The organism is Streptomyces aureocirculatus, from assembly GCF_000720475.1.
Classification (GTDB): Bacteria; Actinomycetota; Actinomycetes; order Streptomycetales; family Streptomycetaceae; genus Streptomyces; species Streptomyces aureocirculatus.
Window position 1 is genome coordinate 152,263 of record NZ_JOAP01000011.1, and the last position, 21,417, is coordinate 173,679.

Here is a 21,417-nt window from a genome sequence, read left to right on the forward strand (position 1 = left end):
GATACTGAGGACATGTTGCTCAGCCGCCCCGTCTCCTGGTTCCTGCTCGCCTTCGGCGTGTGGAGCTGGTTCATCTGGATCACTTTCGTCAAGAACCTGTGGAAGGACGGCAGCGGGCTCGCCTTCGACGACGCGGGCGATCCGACCGGGTACTTCTGGGTGCACCTGACGCTCGCCGTTGTCTCCTTTGTCTTGGGGACGGTGGTGGGCGGCATCGGGTTGCGTGGCGTCCGCGCACTGCGCGGAACCTCATAGCCGTGCGTGTCGTCATCGGGGTGCTCATAGGGGCAGGGGTGTTCGCCCTGTTCGCCGGTCTGCTCTGGTACGTGTGGCGGCGCACGGTCCGCGACACCACCCGGCCCCGTTCCCGCGCCCGCCGTACGGGCACGGTCGTCTTCTTCGCGGGCCCGGTCCTCGCGTTCGCCGCCCTCGGCGCGGAGCGGGGCGGGGCCCCGTTCCCCCTCCAGCAGACCTTGGCCTGGCCGGGCTTTCTGTGGCTGGCGTTCGCGTTGTATTTGTTGTTGGCGTTGCTGGTGGGGGAGGTCGTGCGGCCCCTGCTGATGCGGTGGCTCGCGCGGCGCGCCCGCCCTTCGGCGGTTTCCTCGGATGTGCCGGGGGAGCAGGTTCCATCCCCTCCGGCGGAGGAGGCGATCTCAGCCCGTCCGGCGTTTGAGGACGAGGCCCGAAGGGCCGGTGAGGCGGGGAAAGGGGCGCAGCCCCAGCAGCCCGACGAGCCGGGACCAGGGGCGGCCCGGGACCTGACCCGGCGCCTGTTCGTCTCCCGCGCGGTCGCCGCGACAGCGGTCACGGCGGCGGGGGCGACGGTCGGCTACGGAACGTACGGAGTACTCCGCGGCCCCAAGATCAAGAGAATCACCGTCCCGCTGGCGAAGCTGCCGCGCGCGGCGCACGGCTTCCGCATCGCCGTGGTGAGCGACATCCACCTGGGCCCGGTCCTCGGCGAGGGCTTCGCCCGCCGCGTGGTGGACACCATCAACTCCACCCAGCCCGACCTGATCGCCGTCGTGGGCGACCTGGTGGACGGCAGCGTCGCCGACCTCGCCCCGGCGGCCCGCCCGCTGGCGGACCTTCGGGCACGGCACGGCGCCTTTTTTGTCACGGGCAACCACGAATTCTTCTCCGGCGCCGAGCAGTGGGTCGACCACGTGCGCTCACTGGGCCTGCGCCCCCTGGAGAACGCCCGTACCGAACTGCCGTACTTCGACCTCGCCGGGGTCAACGACGTACAGGGCGAAGAGGAGGGCGAGGGCCCCGACTTCGAGAAGGCGCTCGGCGACCGCGACCCGACCCGCGCCTCGGTGCTCATGGCCCACCAGCCCGTGGTCATCCACGACGCCGTCGAACACGGCGTGGACCTGCAACTCTCCGGCCACACCCACGGCGGCCAGCTATGGCCCAACAACTTCGTCGCCGACCTCGCCAACCCGACCCTCGCGGGCCTTGAGCGCTACGGCGACACCCAGTTGTACGTGACGCGCGGCGCCGGAGCCTGGGGCCCGCCCGTGCGGGTGGGCGCGCCGTCCGACATCACGGTGGTGGAGCTGGCGTCGCCGCGGGCCTGAAGGTCCCGGCCGGCAGCGGCGGCGCGCAGCACGGCGGCTCCATGGGGCGCGGGGGAGCGGCGGGCCGTGGCGGCACGGGCGTTCTCGGCAGGGTCACCAGGACGCTGAGACCCTCGCCCGGGGCGGTACGGACCTCGACCCGCCCACCGTGCGCCGCCACCACACCCTGCACGATCGCCATGCCGAGACCGCTGCCCGCACCCCGCCCCGACCGGAAGAAACGGTCGAAGACCCGGGCCGCGTCCTCGGGGGCGAGCCCGGGGCCCCGGTCGGCGACGGTCAGGCGCACCACGTCCCCGCACCGGTCGAGACCGAGCCGGACGGGGGTGTCGGCGTGCGTGTGCGTACGGACGTTGGCCAGCAGGTTCGCAAGCACCTTGCGCAGTTGCTGCTCGTCCGCCTGGACGAGGATCGCGCCCTCCGCGCACACCGTGAGCGGCCGGTCCGGCTCCTGGGCGCGCAGATCGTCCGCCGCGTCCCGCACCAGACGGCTCAGGTCCACGGGCCGGAAGCGGAGCTCGGGCTGCTGGTCCAGGCGTGCCAGGGTGAGCAGCTCCGCCACCAGGTGGTTCATGCGGTCGGTCTCGGAGTGCACCCGGCCCCAGGCCCGCATGCGGGACTCCGGGGTGTCCAGCATCCCCCTGTCGTACAACTGGAGGTAGCCGCGGATCGCCGCCAGCGGGGTGCGCAGCTCGTGCGAGGCGTCCGCGACGAACTGGCGCAACTGCGCCTCGCTGCGCTCCCGGGTGACGAAGGCCGTCTCGACCTGCTGGAGCATGGAGTTGAGGGCGAGGCGCAGTTGCTCGGTCTCCATCACCGCGGCCCTGCTCGACGGCACCCGCCGCTTCAGGTCGCCGTCGGCGATCGCGGAGGCCGTCTCGACCATGTCCTCCAGGGGGCGCAGGCGCTGGTGCGCGGCGATCATCGTGAGCACCGCGAGCAGCCCGAGCAGCAGGGCGCCGAAGGCCAGGTCGAGCTTGAGCGCCTTGGCCACGCCCGACTGGACGTTCTCCGTCGACGACGCCATGACCAGCACCGACCCGTCGGCGAGCCGCGCCGCGACGGCACGGTAGGAGTCACCGTGCAGTGTCACGCCCCGCGGCGAGGTGTGCCGTGCGAACTCCGCCGCGTCGCCCACCGCGTCGGCGAGGGCGAGCTGGCGTTCCGTCGTCGGCAGCGGACCGATGCCGACCGGATCGCCGCGCCGGTTCACGGCGACGAACACGGACTCCGTGGCCGGGAACTCCCCGTTCGCCTTCACGGCCTCCGGCGATATCTGGTCCAGGGAGCCGAGGTCGGCGAGGCTGCGCAGATCGTCGAGTACGAGACCGCTCTGCCGCATCGCCGTGCGGGACGTGGTCAGTTCGGAGTCGACGTTGTCCAGGAGGTAGTGCCGCATGCCCATCAGGCTCACGGCGGTCGCGGCCACGATGCCGAGGGCGAGCAGCGCCACGTTCACGAGCGTGAGCTTGGCGCGCAGCGAGTTCGTGCCGAGCCAGCTTCGCCGGACCCGGCCGGTGCTGCGGGGCTTGGTCGTGGACCGTACCCGGCCGGTGCCACGGGGGGTCACGCCAGCCCGTATCCGACGCCGCGCCGCGTCGTGATCAGCGGCGGCCCCACCTGGTCGAGCTTGCGCCGCAGATAGCTGATGTAGGTCTCCACGACCGTCGACTCCGCGCTGTGCTCGATGTTCCACACATGGCGCAGGAGTTGCTCTTTGGGAACGACCCGGCCGCCGTTGCGGACCAAGAAGCGGAGCAGCGCGTACTCGGTCGGGGTCAACTGCACCGTGCCGCCCTCGCGCCGCACCACGTACGTCGTCTCGTCGAGCTCCAGATCGCCGTAGCGCAGCGGCGGGCGCTGCGGCAGCACGTCGTGCGGGCGTACCCGGCGAAGGACCGCGCCGATGCGGGCGACGACCTCGTCGATGTTGAACGGCTTGGTGATGTAGTCGTCGCCGAAGCCGAGGGCGCCCACCACCTCGGCGGGCGCGTCCCGCGCGGTGAGGAAGACCAGGGCGAGATCGGGCATCCGGGTCCGCAACTCCTGGCCGAGGGCCCGCCCGTCGCCGTCCGGCAGCATCACGTCGAGCAGGGCGCAGTCGGGCCGGGTCCGCGCGGTCGTCGCGAGCGCCTCGCGGACCGTGCCCGCGGTCATCACGTCGAAGTGGTGGTAGCGCAGGGCGATGGCGAGGACGTCGGCGATGCTCGGCTCGTCCTCGACCACCAGGACGGTCGCGCGCCCCCGGCCGTCGTCGCGCCCGGCGGCACCGGCCCCCGCGGCCGGTGTTCCCGCTGCTCTTCCCCCCGGTGCGCCCGGGTGACCTTCGGCGTGGTTCATGACCCCAGTATCCGTACCGCCGCCCGCGAAGTGCGCGGCCGCACTTTGGAGTTCCTTGAGAATCACGGCCGGGAGATGCCGTTGGCGGTACGGGGCCTCGATGCTGGGGCCTGAGACCCGTATCGACCGCCTCTGTCGGTGGAGGGTTCCGGGTCTGGACCTGTGCGTGGACCTGTGCGTGGACCTGGATCTGGACCTGTGCGTGGACGGACCTGGATGCTGATCCGGCGTCCGTGTCCGGCGACTGACGGCTGACGGCTGATGGCTGAGGAGCGACGGCATGACGGAAAGGGACGGGGGGAGTCGGCGGCATCGGCTGTTCGCCGCCGCCCTGGCACGCCTGAGCGGCCTCGTCCCCCGCGCCCGGCGGGCGGGCCGGTGCTTCCCGGCCCCGCCCGAGCGCCGCTCGCTCCGTCCCGCCGTCGCACCCGGACCGGCGGAACCACCGTCCCCGGAGGAACTTGAGGCCCTGGTCGCGGCGGCCCTCGGCACCCCACGGCCACCGGCAGCCCCGACTCCGGCGCCCGGAACCACCAAGACTCCGCCCGCCGCCGACGCCTGCGACCCGGAACCCCCGTCCGGGCCCGTGGACGTCGGACGGCGGGCGGCCCACGACGCCCGTACCGGGCGTGAGGCCCGGGTCCGCACCGGCCGTGAGGTCCGCCGTACGACCTTGAACCGGCCGGGGCGGTCGGTGGCGGGATGAGAACGCGGTGACCTGACGCGCGCGTCACCCGATGCCGCGCGCCGGACCTGGCCAGGCGGGCGGAGCTGCACCCGCCCCCGGCCCTATTGCCGGGACACACGCGCCCAGGCCCCCTGACCAGGGGACTGCGAGCGGGCCGACCGGCACAACGGTGGCCGCCCTTCCACAGGGGCGGCCACCGCTGCGTGGACGCTGCCGTGCGTCAGGCTCCCACCGGTACACCATCAGGCGCGGCCGAGCTCCGGGCGCTTGGAGTAGTCCGTGAAGCCGACGACGTTCCCCCACGGGTCGGCGATCTCCACCGTCCAGCCCGTCACCACCGAGTGCGGCTCGGCCAGGACCGGGATGCCCGCGGCCGCCAGGGCCCGGGCCTTCGCGCGGGCGTCCGGCACCTCCAGCCAGACCCGGGGCGTGGGCCACGGCGGCGGGCGGCGGCCGATGCCGTCCTCCACGCGCAGCAGCACCCCGGGCGTCTCGGGGCCCACCTTCAGGATGGCGAGCCCGACCTCGTCCAGGCGGTGGGTGACAGGAAAACCGGCGCGCTCGTAGAAGTCGACCGACTCGTCGAGGTCACCCACGGGGAACAGCGCGTTGTCGAACCCGAGCAGATCACATGTGGCTGACAGCAGATTGTCTGACATAACGTCAGAATACGGGTCGGATCGGGCTGCGCGGCCGCGTCGTTGCCGCACGGCGCGTTTCATGCCGGGAAGCCTGGTACTCGACCGGTTCCGCGTCGGTTCCGCCTATGTCTGGAGTACTCGTCATGCACGAAAGTCAGAATCTCAACGCCCTCGTCGAGGAGCACCTGAACGGGGCTCGCGCCGACGACCACGGCCGCAGCGCGCGTCTCGTCGTCCACGACGGGGCGCTGCGGCAGAGTGTCATCGCGCTGACCTCGGGGTCCGCGCTCGACGAGCACGTCACGCCGCCTGCGGCGAGTCTGCAGGTCCTGCGGGGGAAGGTGCGGGTGACCACCGTGGACGGTAGTGATCATCTTCTTGCGGCGGGGGAGCTGTGGGAGGTGCCCAAGGAACGTCACGGTCTGCTTGCCGTGGAGGACTCGGTGGTGCTTCTGACGGCGGTGACGGCGACGGCTTGAGCGCCTTCGCGGGGCGCCCCGTCATCGGCGCTCCGCGCCTCGCCCGCAAACGCCGGACGGGCTGGAGCCTTGCCGCCCCGGCACACGCCCCGCACCGCGAGGCCCGCCCGCCCGTGCCCAAGCGAACCCCACCCACACCAGCCCCCACACCCCCACGGCCACCCACAACAGCACCCGCCCCAGCGTCCGCAGCCACGGCACATCGGTCGTCAGGCCGGTGGACAGCGCGGCGGCGGCCGTCATGCCGAGGGGGAACACGGTGGCCCACCGCCGGACGTCGTAGTAGGGCCGCGGCCGGGCCGCCTCGGCGGCGGCGAGGACGGCGTACCAGGCGAGCGCGAGGGCGAGCAGGACGTAGGTGAGGTTGCGCAGGAAGGTGTGGCCCGCCCCCGTCCACAGGGGGGACGCGGTCAGCTTGGAGGCGGCCAGGGCGGAGATGGCCAGGGCGCCGCCCGCCACCCACTGGTCCCCGGCCCCCGTCCACACCTGCCGGAAGTCGAAGCGCAGCAACGCGTCGGCGTACAGGACAAGACCGAGCGCGAAGCAGGCAAGGGCCGCGTCGCCGAGCCAGTCGCCCTCGCCCGCGAGGGACAGGGTGGCGGCGAGTACGGACAGGCCCTGCGTCGCTACGCACACCAGGAACACCCCGCCCGGCATGCCGTGCCGCAGCCAGTGCCGGATGACCGCGAGCAGCAGGACCGGCCACACGAGCACGGAGACGACAAGCAGGGCGATGGCGAGTCCGGGCCAGCCGAGGAGGGAGAAGCGGGTGCCGACCACGGTGGTCGCCGCCACCGCGGTGAGCGCGGGCGGGGTGACGGCCGCCGCCGTCCAGCGGGAGCGGTCGCGTACCAGGAGGTCGACGAAGTCCGCGGCGAGTACCAGCCACAGCACACAGGCCACGGCCAGGAAGATCTCCGACAGGACGTCGTGCCCCGTCAGGTACAGGCCCACGGAGATGATGCCGGTGGCCATCACACAGGCCCCGGCGGCAGGAGTCACCTCGTCACGCCACGTCTGCCTCACACAGGCCATAAGACCCCGCCGTCCCGGAGGCCACCACTCGGCTTCGGCCAGGTCGGCCACGTAACCCCGTCCCGGAGGCCACCACTCGGCCTAGGCCAGGCTGCGGGCCCGTGCGCCCGCGCATGGGATGGACCATGTGACGGACCGTGTGCAAGCTCCCGCCGAACCCGGCGCCCTGCTCCTGCGGACCGGCCGCTTCCTGCGCCGGGGCGAGGCCGCGCCCGATCTGCACAGTCTCAGGATCGAGGGCGGGCGGGAGGGGGACGTCTTCTACCGGGACCGGTGGAGCCACGACAAGGTCGTGCACTCCACGCACGGCGTGAACTGCACCGGCTCCTGCCGCTGGAAGGTGTACGTCAAGGACGGCGTCATCACCTGGGAGACACAGGCCACCGACTACCCCTCCACGGGCCCCGACCGCCCCGAGTACGAACCCCGCGGCTGCCCCCGCGGCGCCGCCTTCTCCTGGTACACCTACTCGCCGACCCGGGTCCGCCACCCCTACGTCCGGGGCGTGCTTCTGGAGCTGTACCGGGAGGCCAAGGCGCGCATCGAGGACCCCGTGCTCGCCTGGGCCGACATCCAGGGCGACCCCGAGCGGCGCCGCGCCTATCAGCAGGCGCGGGGCAAGGGCGGGCTCACGCGGGCCACCTGGGACGAGGCCGTGGAGATCATCGCGGCCGCGCATGTGCACACCATCAAGACCTACGGCCCTGACCGGGTCGCGGGGTTCTCTCCCATCCCCGCCATGTCGATGGTGTCGCACGCCGCGGGCGCCCGCTTCATGTCACTGATCGGCGCGCCCATGCTGTCGTTCTACGACTGGTACGCGGACCTGCCGGTCGCGTCGCCGCAGGTGTTCGGCGACCAGACGGACGTGCCGGAGTCGGGGGACTGGTGGGACGCCGCGTATCTGATGATGTGGGGCTCGAACGTGCCGGTCACGCGGACACCCGACGCGCACTGGATGGCCGAGGCCCGCTACCGGGGCCAGAAGGTCGTGGTCGTCGCCCCGGACTACGCCGACAACGCCAAGTTCGCCGACGAGTGGCTGCACCCGCACCCCGGCACCGACGGCGCCCTCGCCCTCGCCATGGGGCATGTGATCCTGCGCGAGTGCTTCGTCGAACGACGGGTGCCGTTCTTCGACGACTACGTACGCCGCTTCACCGACCTGCCGTTCCTCGTCACCCTGACCGAGCGCGACGGCGCGTACGTACCGGCGAAGTTCCTGCGCGCCGCCGACCTCGGCGATGACGGCGAGGGCGCCGAGTGGAAGACCGTCGTCCTGGACGAGAGCAGCGGGCAGCCCGTCGTTCCCGGCGGGTCGCTCGGCTTCCGCTGGACCGAGTCCGGGAAGGGGAAGTGGAATCTGGACCTCGGCGATGTGCGGCCTCGGCTCTCGTTGTACGGGGACGACGTGCGCGGGGTGGAGGTGCTCCTGCCCCGCTTCGACACCGAGGGCGGCGCGCACGGGCAGGGGCGGGGCGAGGTGCTGCGGCGCGGGGTGCCCGCCGTGCGGCTCGCAGGGCCCGGCAGTCCGCTGGTCACCACGGTCTTCGATCTGCTGCTCGCGCAGTACGGCGTCGGGCGCGAGGGTCTGGTGGGCGGCTGGCCGTCCTCGTACGACGACGCCTCCGAGCCGGGGACCCCCGCCTGGCAGGAGGCGCACACATCCGTCCCCGCCGCCCAGTGCGCCCGCATCGCCCGGGAGTTCGCCGCGACCGCCGAGAAGTCCCGCGGCCGCTGCATGATCCTCATGGGCGCGGGCACCAACCACTGGTTCCACTCGGAGACCATCTACCGCACCTTCCTCGCCCTGCTCCAGCTCACCGGCTGCCAGGGCCGCAACGGCGGCGGCTGGGCGCACTACGTCGGCCAGGAGAAGTGCCGCCCCGCCACCGGCTGGGCCACCCTCGCGGGCGCCGGTGACTGGTCCCGGCCGCCCCGGCAGATGATCGGCGCCGCGTACTGGTTCCTGCACACCGACCAGTGGCGCTACGACCGGTTCGGCGCCGACGTGCTCGCCTCACCGCTCGGCGAGGGACGGTTCAGGGGGATGGCCGCGGCGGACTGTCTGGCGCAGGCGACCCGAGCGGGCTGGATGCCGTCGTATCCGACGTTCGACCGCAATCCGCTGGACCTGGGCGAAGGCGAGGACCCGGTGGGGTCGGCCGTCCGGCAACTGCGCACCGGCGAGCTGAGGTTCGCCGGTGAGGACCCGGACGCGCCGGAGAACTGGCCGCGGGTGCTCACGCTGTGGCGCGCCAATCTCCTCGGCTCGTCGGCGAAGGGCGCCGAGTACTTCACCAAACACCTCCTCGGCACCCACTCCTCGCTGCGTGCCGAGGAGGCGCCGCCCGAGGCCCGCCCCCGGGACGTGACCTGGCACGAGCGGGCCCCGGAGGGAAAGCTCGACCTGCTCCTGTCCCTGGACTTCCGCATGACGTCCTCGACACTCCTGTCCGACATCACGCTGCCCGCCGCCACCTGGTACGAGAAGCACGACCTGTCGACCACCGATATGCACCCCTTCGTGCACGCCTTCACTCCGGCCGTGGACCCGCCCTGGCAGGCCCGTACCGACTTCGACGCCTTCCACGCCATCGCCGACCGGTTCAGCGAGCTCGCCGCCGGTCACCTCGGCACCCGCCGCGACCTGGTGGCGACCGCCCTCCAGCACGACACCCCCGGCGAGATCGCACAGCCCGGCGGGGTGGCCCTGGACTGGCGGCGCGGCGAGTGCGAACCCGTGCCGGGCAGGACCATGCCCGCCCTCACCGTCGTCGAACGGGACTACACCGCGATCGGCGCCAAGTTCGCCGCCCTCGGCCCGCTGGTGGAGCAGCTCGGCCTGCCCGCCAAGGGCATCGCGCTGCGCCCCGACGAGGAGGTGGCGGCCCTTGGCGCGCTCAACGGCGTGGTCCGGGGCGGGCCCGCGGCGGGCCGACCCCGCCTGGACACCGCCGTGAAGGCCGCCAACACCATCCTCGCCCTGTCGGGCACCACCAACGGGCGCCTCGCCACGCAGGGCTTCCACACCCTTGAGGCCCGCACCGGGCAGGAGATGGCGCACCTCGCCGCCGAGCACGAGGGCAAGCGCGTCAGCTACGCCGACACACAGGCCGCGCCCGTCCCCGTGATCACCTCGCCGGAGTGGTCGGGCAGCGAGTCCGGCGGCCGCCGCTACACCGCGTTCACGCTCAACACCGAGCACCTCAAGCCCTGGCACACCCTCACCGGGCGCCAGCACTTCTTCCTCGACCACGACTGGATCCACGAACTCGGCGAGGCCCTGCCCGTGTACCGGCCGCCCCTCGACATGCACCGCCTGTTCGGGGAGCCGCGCATCGGCGCCGACGGGGAGCGGGAGGTCACGGTCCGCTACCTCACCCCGCACAACAAGTGGTCCATCCACTCCGAGTACCAGGACAACCTCTTCATGCTGTCGCTGTCCCGGGGCGGCCAGGTGATCTGGATGTCGCCGGACGACGCGACGGCCATCGGCGTACGCGACAACGACTGGATCGAGGCCGTCAACCGCAACGGCGTGGTGGCCGCGCGCGCCGTCGTCTCGCACCGCATGCCGGCCGGAACCGTCTATATGCACCACGCGCAGGAGCGCACGGTGAACGTCCCGAAGACCGAGACCACCGGCCGCCGCGGCGGCATCCACAACTCCCTGACCCGGCTCCTCCTCAAGCCGAGCCACCTCATCGGCGGCTACGCGCAGCTCTCCTGGGCCTTCAACTACCTGGGCCCCACCGGCAACCAGCGCGACGAGGTCACGGTCATCAGGCGCCGGACCGAGCAGGAGGTGACGTACTAGCCATGCGGGTCCTCGCTCAGATCGCGATGGTCATGAACCTCGACAAGTGCATCGGCTGCCACACCTGCTCGGTCACCTGCAAACAGACCTGGACCAACCGCTCCGGCGTCGAATACGTCTGGTTCAACAACGTCGAGACCCGCCCCGGGCAGGGCTACCCCCGCCGCTACGAGGACCAGGAGAAGTGGCGCGGCGGCTGGGAGCTGAACCGGCGCGGCGCGCTCAAGCTGAAGTCCGGCGGCCGCTTCCACGCCCTCGCGACGATCTTCTCCAACCCGGTGCTCCCCGGCATCAAGGACTACTACGAGCCCTGGACGTACGAGTACAAGAACCTCACCGACGCCCCCCTCGGCGACGACTACCCGGTCGCCGAGCCCCGCTCCCTGATCTCCGGCAAGCCCATGAAGATCGAGTGGAGCTCCAACTGGGACGACAACCTCGGCGGTGGACCACAGAGCGTCGCGGCCGACCCGATGGTCGCCCAGGCCGAGCAACGGGCCACGGAGACCGCCGAACGCGCCGCCGTGCAGGTCAAGGCGGCCTTCGAGCAGACCTTCATGTTCTATCTGCCGCGCATCTGCGAGCACTGCCTGAACCCGGCGTGCGTGGCGGCCTGCCCGTCGGGGGCGATGTACAAGCGCTCCGAGGACGGCATCGTCCTCGTCGACCAGGACCAGTGCCGGGGCTGGCGCAAGTGCGTGACGGGCTGCCCGTACAAGAAGGTCTACTTCAATCACCGCACCGGCAAGGCCGAGAAGTGCACGCTCTGCTACCCCCGTCTGGAGGTGGGCCTGCCGACGGTCTGCTCCGAGACGTGCGTGGGGCGGCTGCGATATCTCGGCGTGGTCCTGTACGACGCGGACAAGGTGACGGCGGCGGCCTCGGTGCCCGAGGAAAAGGACCTGTACGAGGCCCAGTTGGGGATCTTCCTCGATCCGGCCGACCCCGGGGTGCGGCGGGCCGCCGAGCGCGACGGCGTCCCGCACGACTGGATCGAGGCGGCCCGTCGCTCACCCGTGCATGCCCTGATCAGCACCTACCGGGTGGCGCTCCCGCTGCACCCGGAGTACCGCACCCTGCCGATGGTCTGGTACGTACCGCCACTGTCCCCCGTCGTGGAGGCCCTCGCGGGCACCGGGCACGACGGCGAGGACGCGGGCAACCTCTTCGGCGCCATCGACACCCTGCGGATTCCCCTTGAGTACCTGGCGGAGCTGTTCACGGCGGGGGAGGTCGGCCCCGTGCGCGCCGCCCTTGAGCGGCTCGCGGCGATGCGCTCGTACATGCGGGCCGTCAACCTCGCCGACGCCGCTGACCCCGCCGTTCCTGCCCGCGTCGGCATGACCCCCGACGGCATCGAGGACATGTACCGCCTTCTCGCCCTCGCCAAGTACGACGAGCGCTACGTCATCCCGACGGCGGCGCTCGGTGACGCCCGGCGCCTGGAGGAGTCGGCGGTGCCCGAGGGCTGCGGCCTCGACGGGCCCGGCGGCCCTGGGATGGTCCCGCCCGGTCCTGGCCCGTTCGGGGACGACTCGGGGACGTACGGGGAGCTGCCGCTCGTCACGATCGAGAACTTCCACGCGTCGCGGCGCCGCCAGACGGCGGACGAGATGCCCGCCGTGGGCTCCGTCGTGGACTCCGGCGTGAACTCCCGCGAGAGCTCCGGTGAGAACCACGGTGAGAACTCCGGCGAGAGCTCCGGTGAGAACTCCGGCGAGAACTCCGGCGAGGAGGAGGAACGATGACCGAACCCGCCGTGCTGTACCAAGGGGCCGCGCACTGTCTGTGCTACCCCGACGCCGAGGTCCGCGAACGCCTGCCCCTGGTGCGGGCGGCCGTGCCCGAACTGCACCCGTTCCTCGACGAGTTCGAACACTGGTCGCCCACCGCCGCCGCCGAGCACTACGTCCGCGTCTTCGACTTCAAGAACCGGCACAGCCTGTACCTGAGCTGGTGGCTGGACGGCGACACCCGCCGCAGGGGCGCGTCCCTCGTCGCCTTCAAGGAGACGTACCGCGCCTACGGCCTGTCGGTGACCGGCGAGGAACTGCCGGACTTCCTCCCGGCCGTCCTGGAGTTCACCTCACGCACCGGCAACCGGGACCTCCTCGCCGCCCACCGCGCGGGCCTGGAACTCCTGCGTCTGGCGCTCACCGACGACGGCACGCCGTACGCGGCGATCCTGGAAGCGGTGTGCGGGACCCTGCCGGGTCCGACACCGAAGGACAGGCTGGAGGCACGGGCGCTGGCACGGACGGGCCCGCGCACCGAGACCGTCGGCATCGACTTCCCGCCCGGTTACGGGGCGCCCGGGCACGGAGGCCGCTGATGCACCTCTTCCTCTGGGGCGTGCTGCCCTACCTGGCCGCGGTCCTCCTCATCGCCGGCACCGTCTGGCGCTACCGCTACGACAAGTTCGGCTGGACCACCCGCTCGTCCCAGATCTACGAGTCCCGCCTGTTGAACATCGCGTCCCCCGCCTTCCACTACGGCATCCTCTTCGTCCTGGTCGGCCACCTCATGGGCCTGTTCATCCCGGAGTCCTGGACCGACGGGGCGGGCCTGGACGAGCACGCCTACCATCTGCTCTCCCTCTTCGGCGGCACCGCGGCGGGCGTCCTCGCGGTCGCGGGCATCGCCCTGCTCGTCTACCGCCGCCGCACCAACACCCCGGTCTTCCGGGCCACCACCCGCAACGACAAGCTCATGTACGCGGTGCTGCTCGCGGCCATCGTCCTCGGCATGTGGGCCAAGCTGTCGAACTCCACGATCAGCAAGGGCTACGACTACCGCGAGACCATCGCCCCCTGGTCCCGCTCCCTCTTCACCCTCCAGCCCGAGGCCTCCCTGATGGAGGCCGTCCCCCTCACCTTCCAGATCCACGCCGTCATCGGCCTGCTCCTGTTCGCCCTGGTGCCGTTCACGCGCCTGATCCATATGTTCAGTGCGCCGGTGCAGTATCTGTTCCGGCCTTATGTGGTGTACCGGAGCAGGGGGGCGGGCCCGCGGAAGGAGCGGCGGGGGTGGGAGCGGGTGGACTCCTAGTCCGCTCCTGCTTCCAGGACGGCCGCTACGTCCAGGGACACTTTGGCGCCGATCGAGTCGGGGAGAGGGGCCGTCTGGCCGGGCACGTACACCTGATGTTCTGTGTACGTGTCCTGCGTGGGCCCGGTCAGAACGTGCAGGCTCCCGTGCCTGCGGTCGACGATGACGTAGACGGGAATCCCGGCTGCGGCATAGGCGGAGACCTTGACGCGGAGGTCAAGTCGGTCTCTTCAAGCAGTGTCATCCGCGGTGTGCGCATCGTCCGTGCCTCTCATGAACGCCGGTGCTGAGGGCATCGTCCGCAGCCACACCACGCGAACGTGCCCGGCGCTGCGGATTGCGCTCGAACGAGTGAGGGCCCCGCTCCCGGTGCGAAACCGGAAGCGGGGCCCTCGCCCTGGCCGAGCCGGAAGGCTCAGAAGCGGCGCGTGATCAGGGCGCGCTTGACTTCCTGGATGGCCTTGGTGACCTCGATGCCGCGCGGGCAGGCGTCCGTGCAGTTGAACGTGGTGCGGCAGCGCCACACGCCGTCCTTGTCGTTCAGGATCTCCAGGCGCTGCTCACCGGCCTCGTCGCGCGAGTCGAAGATGAAGCGGTGGGCGTTGACGATCGCGGCAGGACCGAAGTACTGGCCGTCGTTCCAGAACACCGGGCACGAGGACGTGCAGGCGGCGCAGAGGATGCACTTCGTCGTGTCGTCGAAGCGCTCACGGTCCTCGGCGGACTGCAGGCGCTCGCGGGTCGGCTCGTTGCCCGTGGTGACCAGGAAGGGCATGACGTCCCGGTACGCCTGGAAGAACGGGTCCATGTCCACGACCAGGTCCTTCAGGACCGTGAGGCCCTTGATGGGCTCGACCGTGATCGGCTTGGCCGGGTTGATGTCCTTGATCAGGGTCTTGCAGGCAAGGCGGTTCTTGCCGTTGATGCGCATGGCGTCGGAGCCGCAGATGCCGTGCGCGCAGGAGCGGCGGAACGTCAGCGAACCGTCCAGATCCCACTTGATCTTGTGGAGACCGTCGAGGACGCGCTCCTTGGGATCGATCTCGAACTGGAAGTCTTCCCAGGTCGCGTCCGCCGAGACCTCCGGGTTGAAGCGGCGGATCCGGAAGGTGACGGTGATGTACGGGGTATCGGCGAAGCCCGCCTCGGGCTTGGCGTCTTCCTTGTCGAGGGTCGGGGTAGCCATCAGTACTTACGCTCCATCGGCTGGTAGCGGGTCTGCACGACCGGCTTGTAGTCGAGGCGGATCGAGTCCTTGCCGTCGTCGGCGACCTCGCGGTACGCCATGGTGTGGCGCATGAAGTTGACGTCGTCGCGGTTCGGGAAGTCCTCGCGGTAGTGGCCGCCGCGGGACTCCTTGCGGGCGAGGGCCGACACCGCCATGACCTCGGCCAGGTCGAGCAGGTTGCCCAGCTCGATGGCCTCAAGGAGGTCGGTGTTGAACCGCTTGCCCTTGTCCTGGACCGAGACGTTCTTGTAGCGCGCGCGCAGCTCGCCGATCTTCTCGACGGCCGTCTTGATGGTCTGCTCCGTACGGAACACCATCACGTTGGCGTCCATCGTCTCCTGGAGCTCCCTGCGGATGTCCGAGACGCGCTCGGTGCCCTGGGAGTCGCGGAGCTGCTCGACGAGGGAGGCCACAAGGCCCGCCGGGTTCTCCGGCAGCTCCACGAAGTCGGCCTTGGCCGAGTACTCCGCGGCCGCGATGCCCGCGCGGCGGCCGAAGACGTTGATGTCCAGGAGCGAGTTGGTGCCGAGGCGGTTGGCGCCGTGGACCGAGACGCAGGCGACCTCGCCCGCGGCGTACAGGCCAGGGACGACCGTCGTGTTGTCCGCGAGGACCTCGCCCTCGACGTTCGTCGGGATGCCGCCCATGGCGTAGTGCGCGGTCGGCTGGATCGGGATCGGGTCCGTGTAGGGCTCGATGCCGAGGTAGGTGCGCGCGAACTCGGTGATGTCCGGGAGCTTGGCGTCGAGCTGCTCCGGCGGCAGGTGCGTGAGGTCGAGGTAGACGTGGTCGCCCTCGGGACCGCAGCCGCGGCCCTCACGGATCTCCGTGTAGATGGAGCGGGACACGACGTCACGGGACGCGAGGTCCTTCATGACCGGCGCGTACTTCTCCATGAAGCGCTCGCCGTCCTTGTTGCGCAGGATGCCGCCCTCACCGCGGGCGCCCTCCGTCAGCAGGATGCCCATGCGCCAGATGCCGGTCGGGTGGAACTGGAAGAACTCCATGTCCTCCAGCGGGATCCCGCGCCGGTAGCAGGCCGCCTGGCCGTCACCGGTGAGGGTGTGCGCGTTCGACGTCACCTTGAAGAACTTGCCGGTGCCGCCGGACGCGTAGATCACGGCCTTCGCCTGGAAGACGTGGATCTCACCGGTGGCGAGCTCGTAGGCGACGACGCCCGCGCTCTTCTTGACGCCGTTCTCCTCCACGATGAGCTGGTCGAGGACGTAGAACTCGTTGAAGAACTCCACACCCTCCTTGACGCAGTTCTGGTAGAGGGTCTGCAGGATCATGTGGCCCGTGCGGTCCGCGGCGTAGCAGGAGCGGCGCACCGGCGCCTCGCCGTGGTTGCGGGAGTGGCCGCCGAAGCGGCGCTGGTCGATGGTGCCGTCCGGGGTGCGGTTGAACGGCAGGCCCATCTTCTCCAGGTCGAGGACCGCGTCGATGGCCTCCTTCGCCAGGATCTCGGCGGCGTCCTGGTCGACCAGGTAGTCGCCGCCCTTGATCGTGTCGAAGGTGTGCCACTCCCAGTTGTCCTCCTCCACGTTGGCGAGCGCGGCGGCCATGCCGCCCTGCGCGGCGCCCGTGTGGGAACGCGTGGGGTAGAGCTTGGTGAGCACGGCGGTGCGGCTGCGCTTCGTCGCCTCGATGGCGGCGCGCATGCCGGCGCCGCCCGCGCCGACGATGACGGTGTCGTACTTGTGGATCTTCATGACGTGGATTACCTCAGCCCCGTGCCTAGCGGATGTTCGGGTCGAAGGTGAAGATCACCAGCGTGCCCAGCAGGATGGTGAACACCGTGGCGGTGTACAGCAGGCCCTTCAGCCACAGCCGCGTGTTCGGGCGCTCCGCGTAGTCGTTGATGACCGTACGCAGGCCGTTCGCGCCGTGCAGCATCGCGAGCCACAGCATGAGCAGGTCCCAGACCTGCCAGAACGGGGACGCCCAGCGGCCCGCGACGAACGCGAAACCGATCTTGGAGACGCCGCCGTCCAGGACGAGCTGGATCAGCAGGTGCGTGATCACCAGGACGACGAGGACGACGCCGGAAAGACGCATGAACAGCCATGCGGCCATCTCGAAGTTGCCGCGGGTGGCCCGCGGGGTCTTCGTGGTGCGCTTGCGCGGGGCCTCGATGAGGGGGGCCGGGTTGTCGGCGTCGTACAGCGAGGCACCCTCGACGGGGCCGATGCCGCTGCCGCCGGACTTCTCTACGGTCGTGTCAGTGGACATGTCTCGCCTCAGCTCCCGAAGACTTCACGGACGGCGTGGCCGAGGACCGGGTACAGCGCGCCGACCATCAGCACGACCCAGATGCCCACGACGGTCCAGAGCATCTGCTTCTGGTAGCGCGGACCCTTCGACCAGAAGTCGACGGCGATGACGCGCAGGCCGTTGAGTGCGTGGAAGAGGATGGCAGCGACGAGGCCGTACTCGAGGAGCGCGACGATCGGCGTCTTGTAGGTAGCCACGACATCGTCGTACGCCTCCGGGGAGACGCGGACGAGAGCGGTGTCGAGGACATGCACGAACAGGAAGAAGAAGATGAGGACACCGGTGACTCGGTGAGCCACCCATGACCACATGCCTTCCCGGCCGCGGTACAGCGTTCCAGCCGGCACGGAAGAACCCTCCGGGAGCGGGGATGGGGGCCGGCCGGCTTCTCGGTCGGACGAGCCCGGCCGGGTACGGTCCACCGGCCGCTCGTCATCGTATCGACGAGTTGTCGGTGACCTCGCTCCGGGTCCTCTACTGTGATCAAACAAGCAATCAAACTGGTACGTACGGGCTATTACGCCATGTGTCGGTGCCCGGTCGCCGCGTACCTGTGCCCGGCGTGGGCTGTACCGCGGGCTGGGCCGCGGCCTGTACCGCTGCCTGTACCGCTGCCTGCGTCGGCTGCGGCGGCGCCGTCCGGAGCAGCCGGGCGAGGCGGCCCCTCGCGAGGCACCGCAGTTCCTCGGCCGCGAGGGCGCGCTCCTCCTCCGGGTCGTTGCCCAGGCGGTCGCGGAGCGAGGCCAGGACGTGGTCGAGGGCCTCGCTGGGTGCGATGTCGTCCAGGCAGATCACGAAGGCATGGCGGAAGCGGCTCTCGTACGCGGCGGTGGCGGCGCGCAGCGCGGTGGCCGCGGCGCCGTGGGCACCGCCCGCCGGAAGCGCCGCCTTCGGGGGTTCGGCGGCCAGGGCCTCGCCGAGGTCGTCCTGGCCCAGGTCGTAGGACGCCTCATCGGCGGCGGCGAGCAGGGCGTCCAGATCGGGGTAGGGCCGGTGGTCGGCGAGACGGCGCGCCCAGTGACGGCTCGCGCAGCAGGTCATGAGGGCGCGCTCGGCGTCCTCAGCCGACGTCGTGTTCATGACGTGCAGAGCGTCCTTGACGTCCGGTACGGCGCGGTGCGGCGGCAGCAGGGGTGGCTCCTCGGCGCAGAGCGGCGGATGCGGCGGGTATCGGAACTGGGGCAACGCTAGCGGGGTGGGCACCGGGGTGACCGCCCGGCACCAGGAATTCATCCGAAGGGAAGAGTTTGGCGGCATCAGGTGGACGCGCGCAGGCTCGCCGCCGAGGCTTAGCGTGGAGACATGGAGATGGTCGAGGAGCCGTTGTCCACCGCGGGTGCCGCTGTCGTCGCGGCCCCCGCCGCCGCTGCCGTTCTGGGGGCAGGGCCCGGAGCCGTCCCGGCCGCCGCCGGGGCATCCGGACGAGGGTGGCCCGGACGAGGGTGGCCCGGACGAGGGTGGCCCGTACGAGGGTGGCCCGCATGCGCGGCCTAGGGAAACGCTCCGGCGGGCGGGCCGCAGGACAGGACGGCTCCGGGTCCGGTGGACCGGAGTCCTCCCGCCCGGGTGCGGGCGAGCGCCCGCCGAACCGCCGCCGCGCCGCGACAGCCGCCGGGGCCCTCGCCGTCACCGGCGCCGTCGTGCTGACGGCACTCCTGTGGCCCACGGAGGACGACCGCTCCGGCGGGGCGGGACACAGCGAGCGCACGGGCGCCGCGCGCGAACCCGCACCGAAGCCCACGCCCACCCCGACCCCGACCCCGACTCCCACGCCCACGCCCACGCCCAGCAAGTCGTACGCCCTCTCCGAGACCCCCGCCACGCTGCCCGCCGTACGCGACCACACCCCCGCCAGGGGACCGGGCTGGCGCCCCCCGGAGAAAGGGCGCGTGGTCGTGGGGGACGGGCGGCTCGCGGACGAGGCCCGGCTGCTCGCCGGTGAGCTGCGCCTGCGGTACGCGGGCGAGACCGCGCCGCGCGCGGGCGACGTCCACCTGGACCTGGCGGCCAAGGACGGCGCGGACCGCGAGTCGTACACCCTCACCGTCAAGGACCGCACCGTACGCATAGCCGCGCCCACCGACGCCGGTGTCTTCTACGGCACCCGCACCCTCAAGCAGGAGGTCGCCGACGGCCGCACCGCCCCGGAGGGCGTCGTACGGGACGAGCCCGCCAAACCGCGCCGCGGCTTCATGATCGACATTGCCCGCAAGCACTTCTCCGCCGAATGGATCGAGGATCGGATCCGTGAGCTCGGCGATCTGAAGTACAACGAGATAGGCCTGCACTTCTCCGACGACCAGGCCTTCCGCATCGCCTCCGACTCGCACCCCGAGGTCGTCTCGGACGACCACCTCAGCAAGGACCGCGTCCGCCGCATCGTCGGCCTCGCCGCCAGCCGGCACATCACCGTCGTCCCCGAGATCGACTCGCCCGGACACCTCGGCGCGGTCATCGGCGCCCACCCCGACCTGCAACTGCGCGACACCCGCGGCGTGGCGACGCCCGGCGCCGTCGACATCTCCGAGCCGAAGGCCGCGAAGATCGTCGACGACCTGCTGCGCGAGTACGATGAACTGTTCCCCGGCGCGCACTGGCACCTGGGCGCCGACGAGTACCAGGCGCTGACGCGCAGCGACCCGGAGGCCTCCTACCCGCAGCTCGCCGCCGCCGCGCGCGACCGCCTCGGCCCGGACGCGCGCATACAGGACCTGGCCACGGCGTGGCTCGACGACCGCGCGAAGACGATCGGGCCCGGCCGCGAGGTGCGGGCCTGGAACGACGGGTTCTTCCGCGGCGGCGTCACCGACGTCGACGACCGCGTCGAGGTCGCGTACTGGACCGGCAAGGAGATCGGCGCCCGCGAACCCGTCGAGTACCTGCGCGAGGGACGGAAGGTCGTCAACTACAACGACGAGTACCTCTACTACGTCCTCGGCCAGCCCAACGACTTCACGTACCCCACCGGGCAGCGGATCTACGAGCAGTGGACCCCCCGGGTGCTGCGCGGCACCGGGCCCGTCCCCGCCTCCTACGACCGGCAGATACTCGGCGGCACCTTCGCCGTGTGGTGCGACCTCGCCGGAGCGCAGACCCAGGAGGAGGTGGCCCGCGGCATCCGTATGCCGCTGCGGGCGACGGCGCAGAAACTGTGGGACGAGCGCGAGCCCACCCGCTCGTGGCAGGAGTTCGTGCGGCTCGCGGACAGGCTGGGGTAGCCCCCGGGGAGATGCGGGAGAAGTAGGGGAAATCGGGTAAGTTCGCAGGTCGCGCCGCGCCTGTGCCCGGGGAGGGCAGAGGGCGGCGCTGTTTTGCGCACGCCGAACCCGTGGGGGTCACACCGTCATGTCGTACACGCCGCCGACCATGCCCGTCGCGCCACCACCGCCACCGCTCGCCGCAGCCGCGGGGCCCGCCGCCTGGCTGAAGTCGCCCGTCGGGCTCGCGCGCGCCACCATGGCCCTGCTCGGTGTGGGCATGGCCTTCGACGTGTTCTCGCTGTGGGCGGGCGCCGGGGTCCTCGACGTCGTGAGCGATCTGATCGACCACGGCTGGAGCGCCGACGCGGAGGACCGGGCCGACCGGGCCGACACGCTCTACGGTGCCTCCGGCGTGCTGCAGGGCCTCGCGATGCTCGCCACCGCCGTCGTCTTCATCTGCTGGTTCCGCCGGGTGCGCGTGAACGCCGAGGTGTTCGCCCCCGACGGGCACGCCAAGGCGCGCGGCTGGGCGGTGGGCGGCTGGTTCGTGCCCGTGGTGAACCTCTGGTTCCCGCGCCGGATCGCCGTCGACATCTGGAACGCGAGCGCTCCCGCCACGGCCGCCGCCGTGCCCGCCGGGTTCCCGCAGCCCCTCGCCCCGCAGGCGCAGCCGCGGCGCACGCTGCTCAACGCCTGGTGGACGCTGTGGCTCTGCACCAGCATCATCGGGCAGATCGCCTCGCGCCAGTACGCCAACGCCGAGGAGCCGGAGGAGATCAAGCGGGCCGTCGTCTCGCTGATGACCTCCGACATCCTGAACATCGCCGCGGCCGTCGTCGCCATCCTCTTCGTACGCCGCCTCACGGCGATGCAGGACGCGAAGGCGCGGTCCGGGCCAGGAGGCGTGGCCTAAAGGGCGCTTCTGCCGGGTCACCGGGCCTTTCGGTGCGTTTTCGGTGGCGCGGGCACCCTCCTTGTGGTCTATTCGGCCGAAAGCCGGGAAACACGGTTCGAGCACAGCGGTTCGAAAACAGCGGGTCGACCACAACGGTTCGAGTACAGCGGTTCGAGCACAACGGGG

Annotated in this window: 19 protein-coding genes and 1 pseudogene; 10 read left to right on the forward strand and 10 right to left on the reverse strand. The window is 71.3% G+C overall.

Going from position 1 to position 21,417, the window contains the following annotated elements; genetic code table 11:
* Positions 1-12 precede the first annotated feature (12 nt).
* On the forward strand, positions 13-255 hold the full coding sequence (locus tag IG78_RS0112935; RefSeq protein ID WP_030562393.1) for an SCO4848 family membrane protein: 243 nt from the start codon (positions 13-15) through the stop codon (positions 253-255).
* Between the two features lie 2 nt (positions 256-257).
* The gene (locus IG78_RS0112940) at positions 258-1,583 is read left to right on the forward strand and encodes a metallophosphoesterase (RefSeq protein WP_030562395.1); all 1,326 of its coding nucleotides are present in this window, start codon (positions 258-260) and stop codon (positions 1,581-1,583) included.
* Here IG78_RS0112940 and IG78_RS0112945 read toward each other — a convergent pair.
* Both IG78_RS0112945 and IG78_RS0112950 read right to left on the reverse strand, forming a co-directional pair.
* Positions 1,549-3,063, reverse strand: a complete 1,515-nt coding sequence (locus tag IG78_RS0112945; RefSeq protein WP_404827725.1) for a sensor histidine kinase — start codon at positions 3,061-3,063, stop codon at positions 1,549-1,551. The genes IG78_RS0112940 and IG78_RS0112945 overlap by 35 nt on opposite strands.
* A gap of 86 nt (positions 3,064-3,149) precedes the next feature.
* On the reverse strand, positions 3,150-3,923 hold the full coding sequence (locus IG78_RS0112950) for a response regulator transcription factor (protein WP_078965442.1): 774 nt from the start codon (positions 3,921-3,923) through the stop codon (positions 3,150-3,152).
* Positions 3,924-4,203: 280 nt separating this feature from the next.
* Between IG78_RS0112950 and IG78_RS47980 the strand changes: the two genes are divergently transcribed.
* Positions 4,204-4,629 (forward strand): hypothetical protein, encoded by a 426-nt coding sequence (locus IG78_RS47980; RefSeq protein WP_030562406.1) that lies wholly within the window; start codon positions 4,204-4,206, stop codon positions 4,627-4,629.
* A 224-nt stretch (positions 4,630-4,853) separates the two neighbouring features.
* Here IG78_RS47980 and IG78_RS0112960 read toward each other — a convergent pair whose 3' ends face one another.
* A complete protein-coding gene (locus tag IG78_RS0112960; RefSeq protein ID WP_030562407.1) occupies positions 4,854-5,270 on the reverse strand; it encodes a VOC family protein in 417 nt (138 codons plus the stop codon).
* Between the two features lie 125 nt (positions 5,271-5,395).
* Between IG78_RS0112960 and IG78_RS0112965 the strand changes: the two genes are divergently transcribed.
* On the forward strand, positions 5,396-5,731 hold the full coding sequence (locus IG78_RS0112965) for a cupin domain-containing protein (protein WP_030562409.1): 336 nt from the start codon (positions 5,396-5,398) through the stop codon (positions 5,729-5,731).
* A 21-nt stretch (positions 5,732-5,752) separates the two neighbouring features.
* Here IG78_RS0112965 and IG78_RS0112970 read toward each other — a convergent pair whose 3' ends face one another.
* Positions 5,753-6,766, reverse strand: coding sequence for a tellurite resistance/C4-dicarboxylate transporter family protein (locus IG78_RS0112970; RefSeq protein ID WP_078965445.1), 1,014 nt, complete (start codon positions 6,764-6,766; stop codon positions 5,753-5,755).
* Positions 6,767-6,884: 118 nt separating this feature from the next.
* Between IG78_RS0112970 and IG78_RS0112975 the strand changes: the two genes are divergently transcribed.
* The 4 genes from IG78_RS0112975 to narI are packed head-to-tail and all read left to right on the forward strand — an operon-like array spanning position 6,885 to position 13,634.
* Positions 6,885-10,586: a nitrate reductase subunit alpha gene (locus tag IG78_RS0112975; protein ID WP_107054893.1), complete on the forward strand. Its 3,702-nt coding sequence runs from the start codon at positions 6,885-6,887 to the stop codon at positions 10,584-10,586.
* A gap of 2 nt (positions 10,587-10,588) precedes the next feature.
* The gene (narH, locus tag IG78_RS0112980) at positions 10,589-12,334 is read left to right on the forward strand and encodes a nitrate reductase subunit beta (protein WP_225882196.1); all 1,746 of its coding nucleotides are present in this window, start codon (positions 10,589-10,591) and stop codon (positions 12,332-12,334) included.
* Positions 12,331-12,918: a nitrate reductase molybdenum cofactor assembly chaperone gene (gene narJ, locus IG78_RS0112985; RefSeq protein ID WP_030562416.1), complete on the forward strand. Its 588-nt coding sequence runs from the start codon at positions 12,331-12,333 to the stop codon at positions 12,916-12,918. Before narH ends, narJ begins: the two co-directional genes overlap by 4 nt.
* Positions 12,918-13,634 (forward strand): respiratory nitrate reductase subunit gamma, encoded by a 717-nt coding sequence (gene narI / locus IG78_RS0112990; protein ID WP_030562421.1) that lies wholly within the window; start codon positions 12,918-12,920, stop codon positions 13,632-13,634. Before narJ ends, narI begins: the two co-directional genes overlap by 1 nt.
* On the opposite strand, the pseudogene IG78_RS45690 reads toward narI, so the two are convergent.
* The 6 genes and pseudogenes from IG78_RS45690 to IG78_RS0113015 all read right to left on the reverse strand — a co-directional run.
* A pseudogene (locus tag IG78_RS45690) lies at positions 13,631-13,852 on the reverse strand (Uma2 family endonuclease); the annotation flags it as partial. The gene narI and the pseudogene IG78_RS45690 overlap by 4 nt on opposite strands.
* Positions 13,853-14,049: 197 nt before the next feature.
* Positions 14,050-14,820, reverse strand: coding sequence for a succinate dehydrogenase iron-sulfur subunit (locus tag IG78_RS0112995; protein WP_030562427.1), 771 nt, complete (start codon positions 14,818-14,820; stop codon positions 14,050-14,052).
* Positions 14,820-16,574, reverse strand: coding sequence for a succinate dehydrogenase flavoprotein subunit (gene sdhA / locus IG78_RS0113000; protein ID WP_030562432.1), 1,755 nt, complete (start codon positions 16,572-16,574; stop codon positions 14,820-14,822). Before sdhA ends, IG78_RS0112995 begins: the two co-directional genes overlap by 1 nt.
* A 25-nt stretch (positions 16,575-16,599) precedes the next feature.
* A complete protein-coding gene (locus IG78_RS0113005; protein WP_030562433.1) occupies positions 16,600-17,094 on the reverse strand; it encodes a succinate dehydrogenase hydrophobic membrane anchor subunit in 495 nt (164 codons plus the stop codon).
* An 8-nt stretch (positions 17,095-17,102) separates the two neighbouring features.
* Positions 17,103-17,483, reverse strand: coding sequence for a succinate dehydrogenase, cytochrome b556 subunit (gene sdhC, locus IG78_RS0113010; protein WP_078965447.1), 381 nt, complete (start codon positions 17,481-17,483; stop codon positions 17,103-17,105).
* 148 nt (positions 17,484-17,631) lie between these two features.
* On the reverse strand, positions 17,632-18,216 hold the full coding sequence (locus IG78_RS0113015) for a 2-oxo-4-hydroxy-4-carboxy-5-ureidoimidazoline decarboxylase (RefSeq protein ID WP_078965458.1): 585 nt from the start codon (positions 18,214-18,216) through the stop codon (positions 17,632-17,634).
* 401 nt (positions 18,217-18,617) lie between these two features.
* On the opposite strand from IG78_RS0113015, the gene IG78_RS0113020 reads away from it, so the two are divergent.
* Entirely contained in the window at positions 18,618-20,354 is a 1,737-nt protein-coding gene (locus IG78_RS0113020; RefSeq protein ID WP_078965449.1) for a beta-N-acetylhexosaminidase, read from the forward strand.
* Positions 20,355-20,481: 127 nt separating this feature from the next.
* The gene (locus IG78_RS0113025; protein ID WP_030562442.1) at positions 20,482-21,249 is read left to right on the forward strand and encodes a DUF4328 domain-containing protein; all 768 of its coding nucleotides are present in this window, start codon (positions 20,482-20,484) and stop codon (positions 21,247-21,249) included.
* The last annotated feature ends 168 nt before the right edge of the window (positions 21,250-21,417 follow it).

Excerpts from the sequence above, each read along its gene's own strand:
- IG78_RS0112935 (WP_030562393.1), top strand. The coding sequence starts at position 13 with ATGTTGCTCAGCCGCCCCGTCTCCTGGTTCCTGCTCGCCTTCGGCGTG.
- IG78_RS0112950 (WP_078965442.1), bottom strand. The coding sequence starts at position 3,923 with ATGAACCACGCCGAAGGTCACCCGGGCGCACCGGGGGGAAGAGCAGCG.
- IG78_RS47980 (WP_030562406.1), top strand. The coding sequence starts at position 4,204 with ATGACGGAAAGGGACGGGGGGAGTCGGCGGCATCGGCTGTTCGCCGCC.
- IG78_RS0112960 (WP_030562407.1), bottom strand. The coding sequence starts at position 5,270 with ATGTCAGACAATCTGCTGTCAGCCACATGTGATCTGCTCGGGTTCGAC.
- IG78_RS0112965 (WP_030562409.1), top strand. The coding sequence starts at position 5,396 with ATGCACGAAAGTCAGAATCTCAACGCCCTCGTCGAGGAGCACCTGAAC.
- IG78_RS0112970 (WP_078965445.1), bottom strand. The coding sequence starts at position 6,766 with ATGGCCTGTGTGAGGCAGACGTGGCGTGACGAGGTGACTCCTGCCGCC.
- IG78_RS0112975 (WP_107054893.1), top strand. The coding sequence starts at position 6,885 with ATGGACCATGTGACGGACCGTGTGCAAGCTCCCGCCGAACCCGGCGCC.
- narH (WP_225882196.1), top strand. The coding sequence starts at position 10,589 with ATGCGGGTCCTCGCTCAGATCGCGATGGTCATGAACCTCGACAAGTGC.
- narJ (WP_030562416.1), top strand. The coding sequence starts at position 12,331 with ATGACCGAACCCGCCGTGCTGTACCAAGGGGCCGCGCACTGTCTGTGC.
- narI (WP_030562421.1), top strand. The coding sequence starts at position 12,918 with ATGCACCTCTTCCTCTGGGGCGTGCTGCCCTACCTGGCCGCGGTCCTC.
- IG78_RS0112995 (WP_030562427.1), bottom strand. The coding sequence starts at position 14,820 with ATGGCTACCCCGACCCTCGACAAGGAAGACGCCAAGCCCGAGGCGGGC.
- sdhA (WP_030562432.1), bottom strand. The coding sequence starts at position 16,574 with ATGAAGATCCACAAGTACGACACCGTCATCGTCGGCGCGGGCGGCGCC.
- IG78_RS0113005 (WP_030562433.1), bottom strand. The coding sequence starts at position 17,094 with ATGTCCACTGACACGACCGTAGAGAAGTCCGGCGGCAGCGGCATCGGC.
- IG78_RS0113015 (WP_078965458.1), bottom strand. The coding sequence starts at position 18,216 with ATGAACACGACGTCGGCTGAGGACGCCGAGCGCGCCCTCATGACCTGC.
- IG78_RS0113020 (WP_078965449.1), top strand. The coding sequence starts at position 18,618 with ATGCGCGGCCTAGGGAAACGCTCCGGCGGGCGGGCCGCAGGACAGGAC.
- IG78_RS0113025 (WP_030562442.1), top strand. The coding sequence starts at position 20,482 with ATGTCGTACACGCCGCCGACCATGCCCGTCGCGCCACCACCGCCACCG.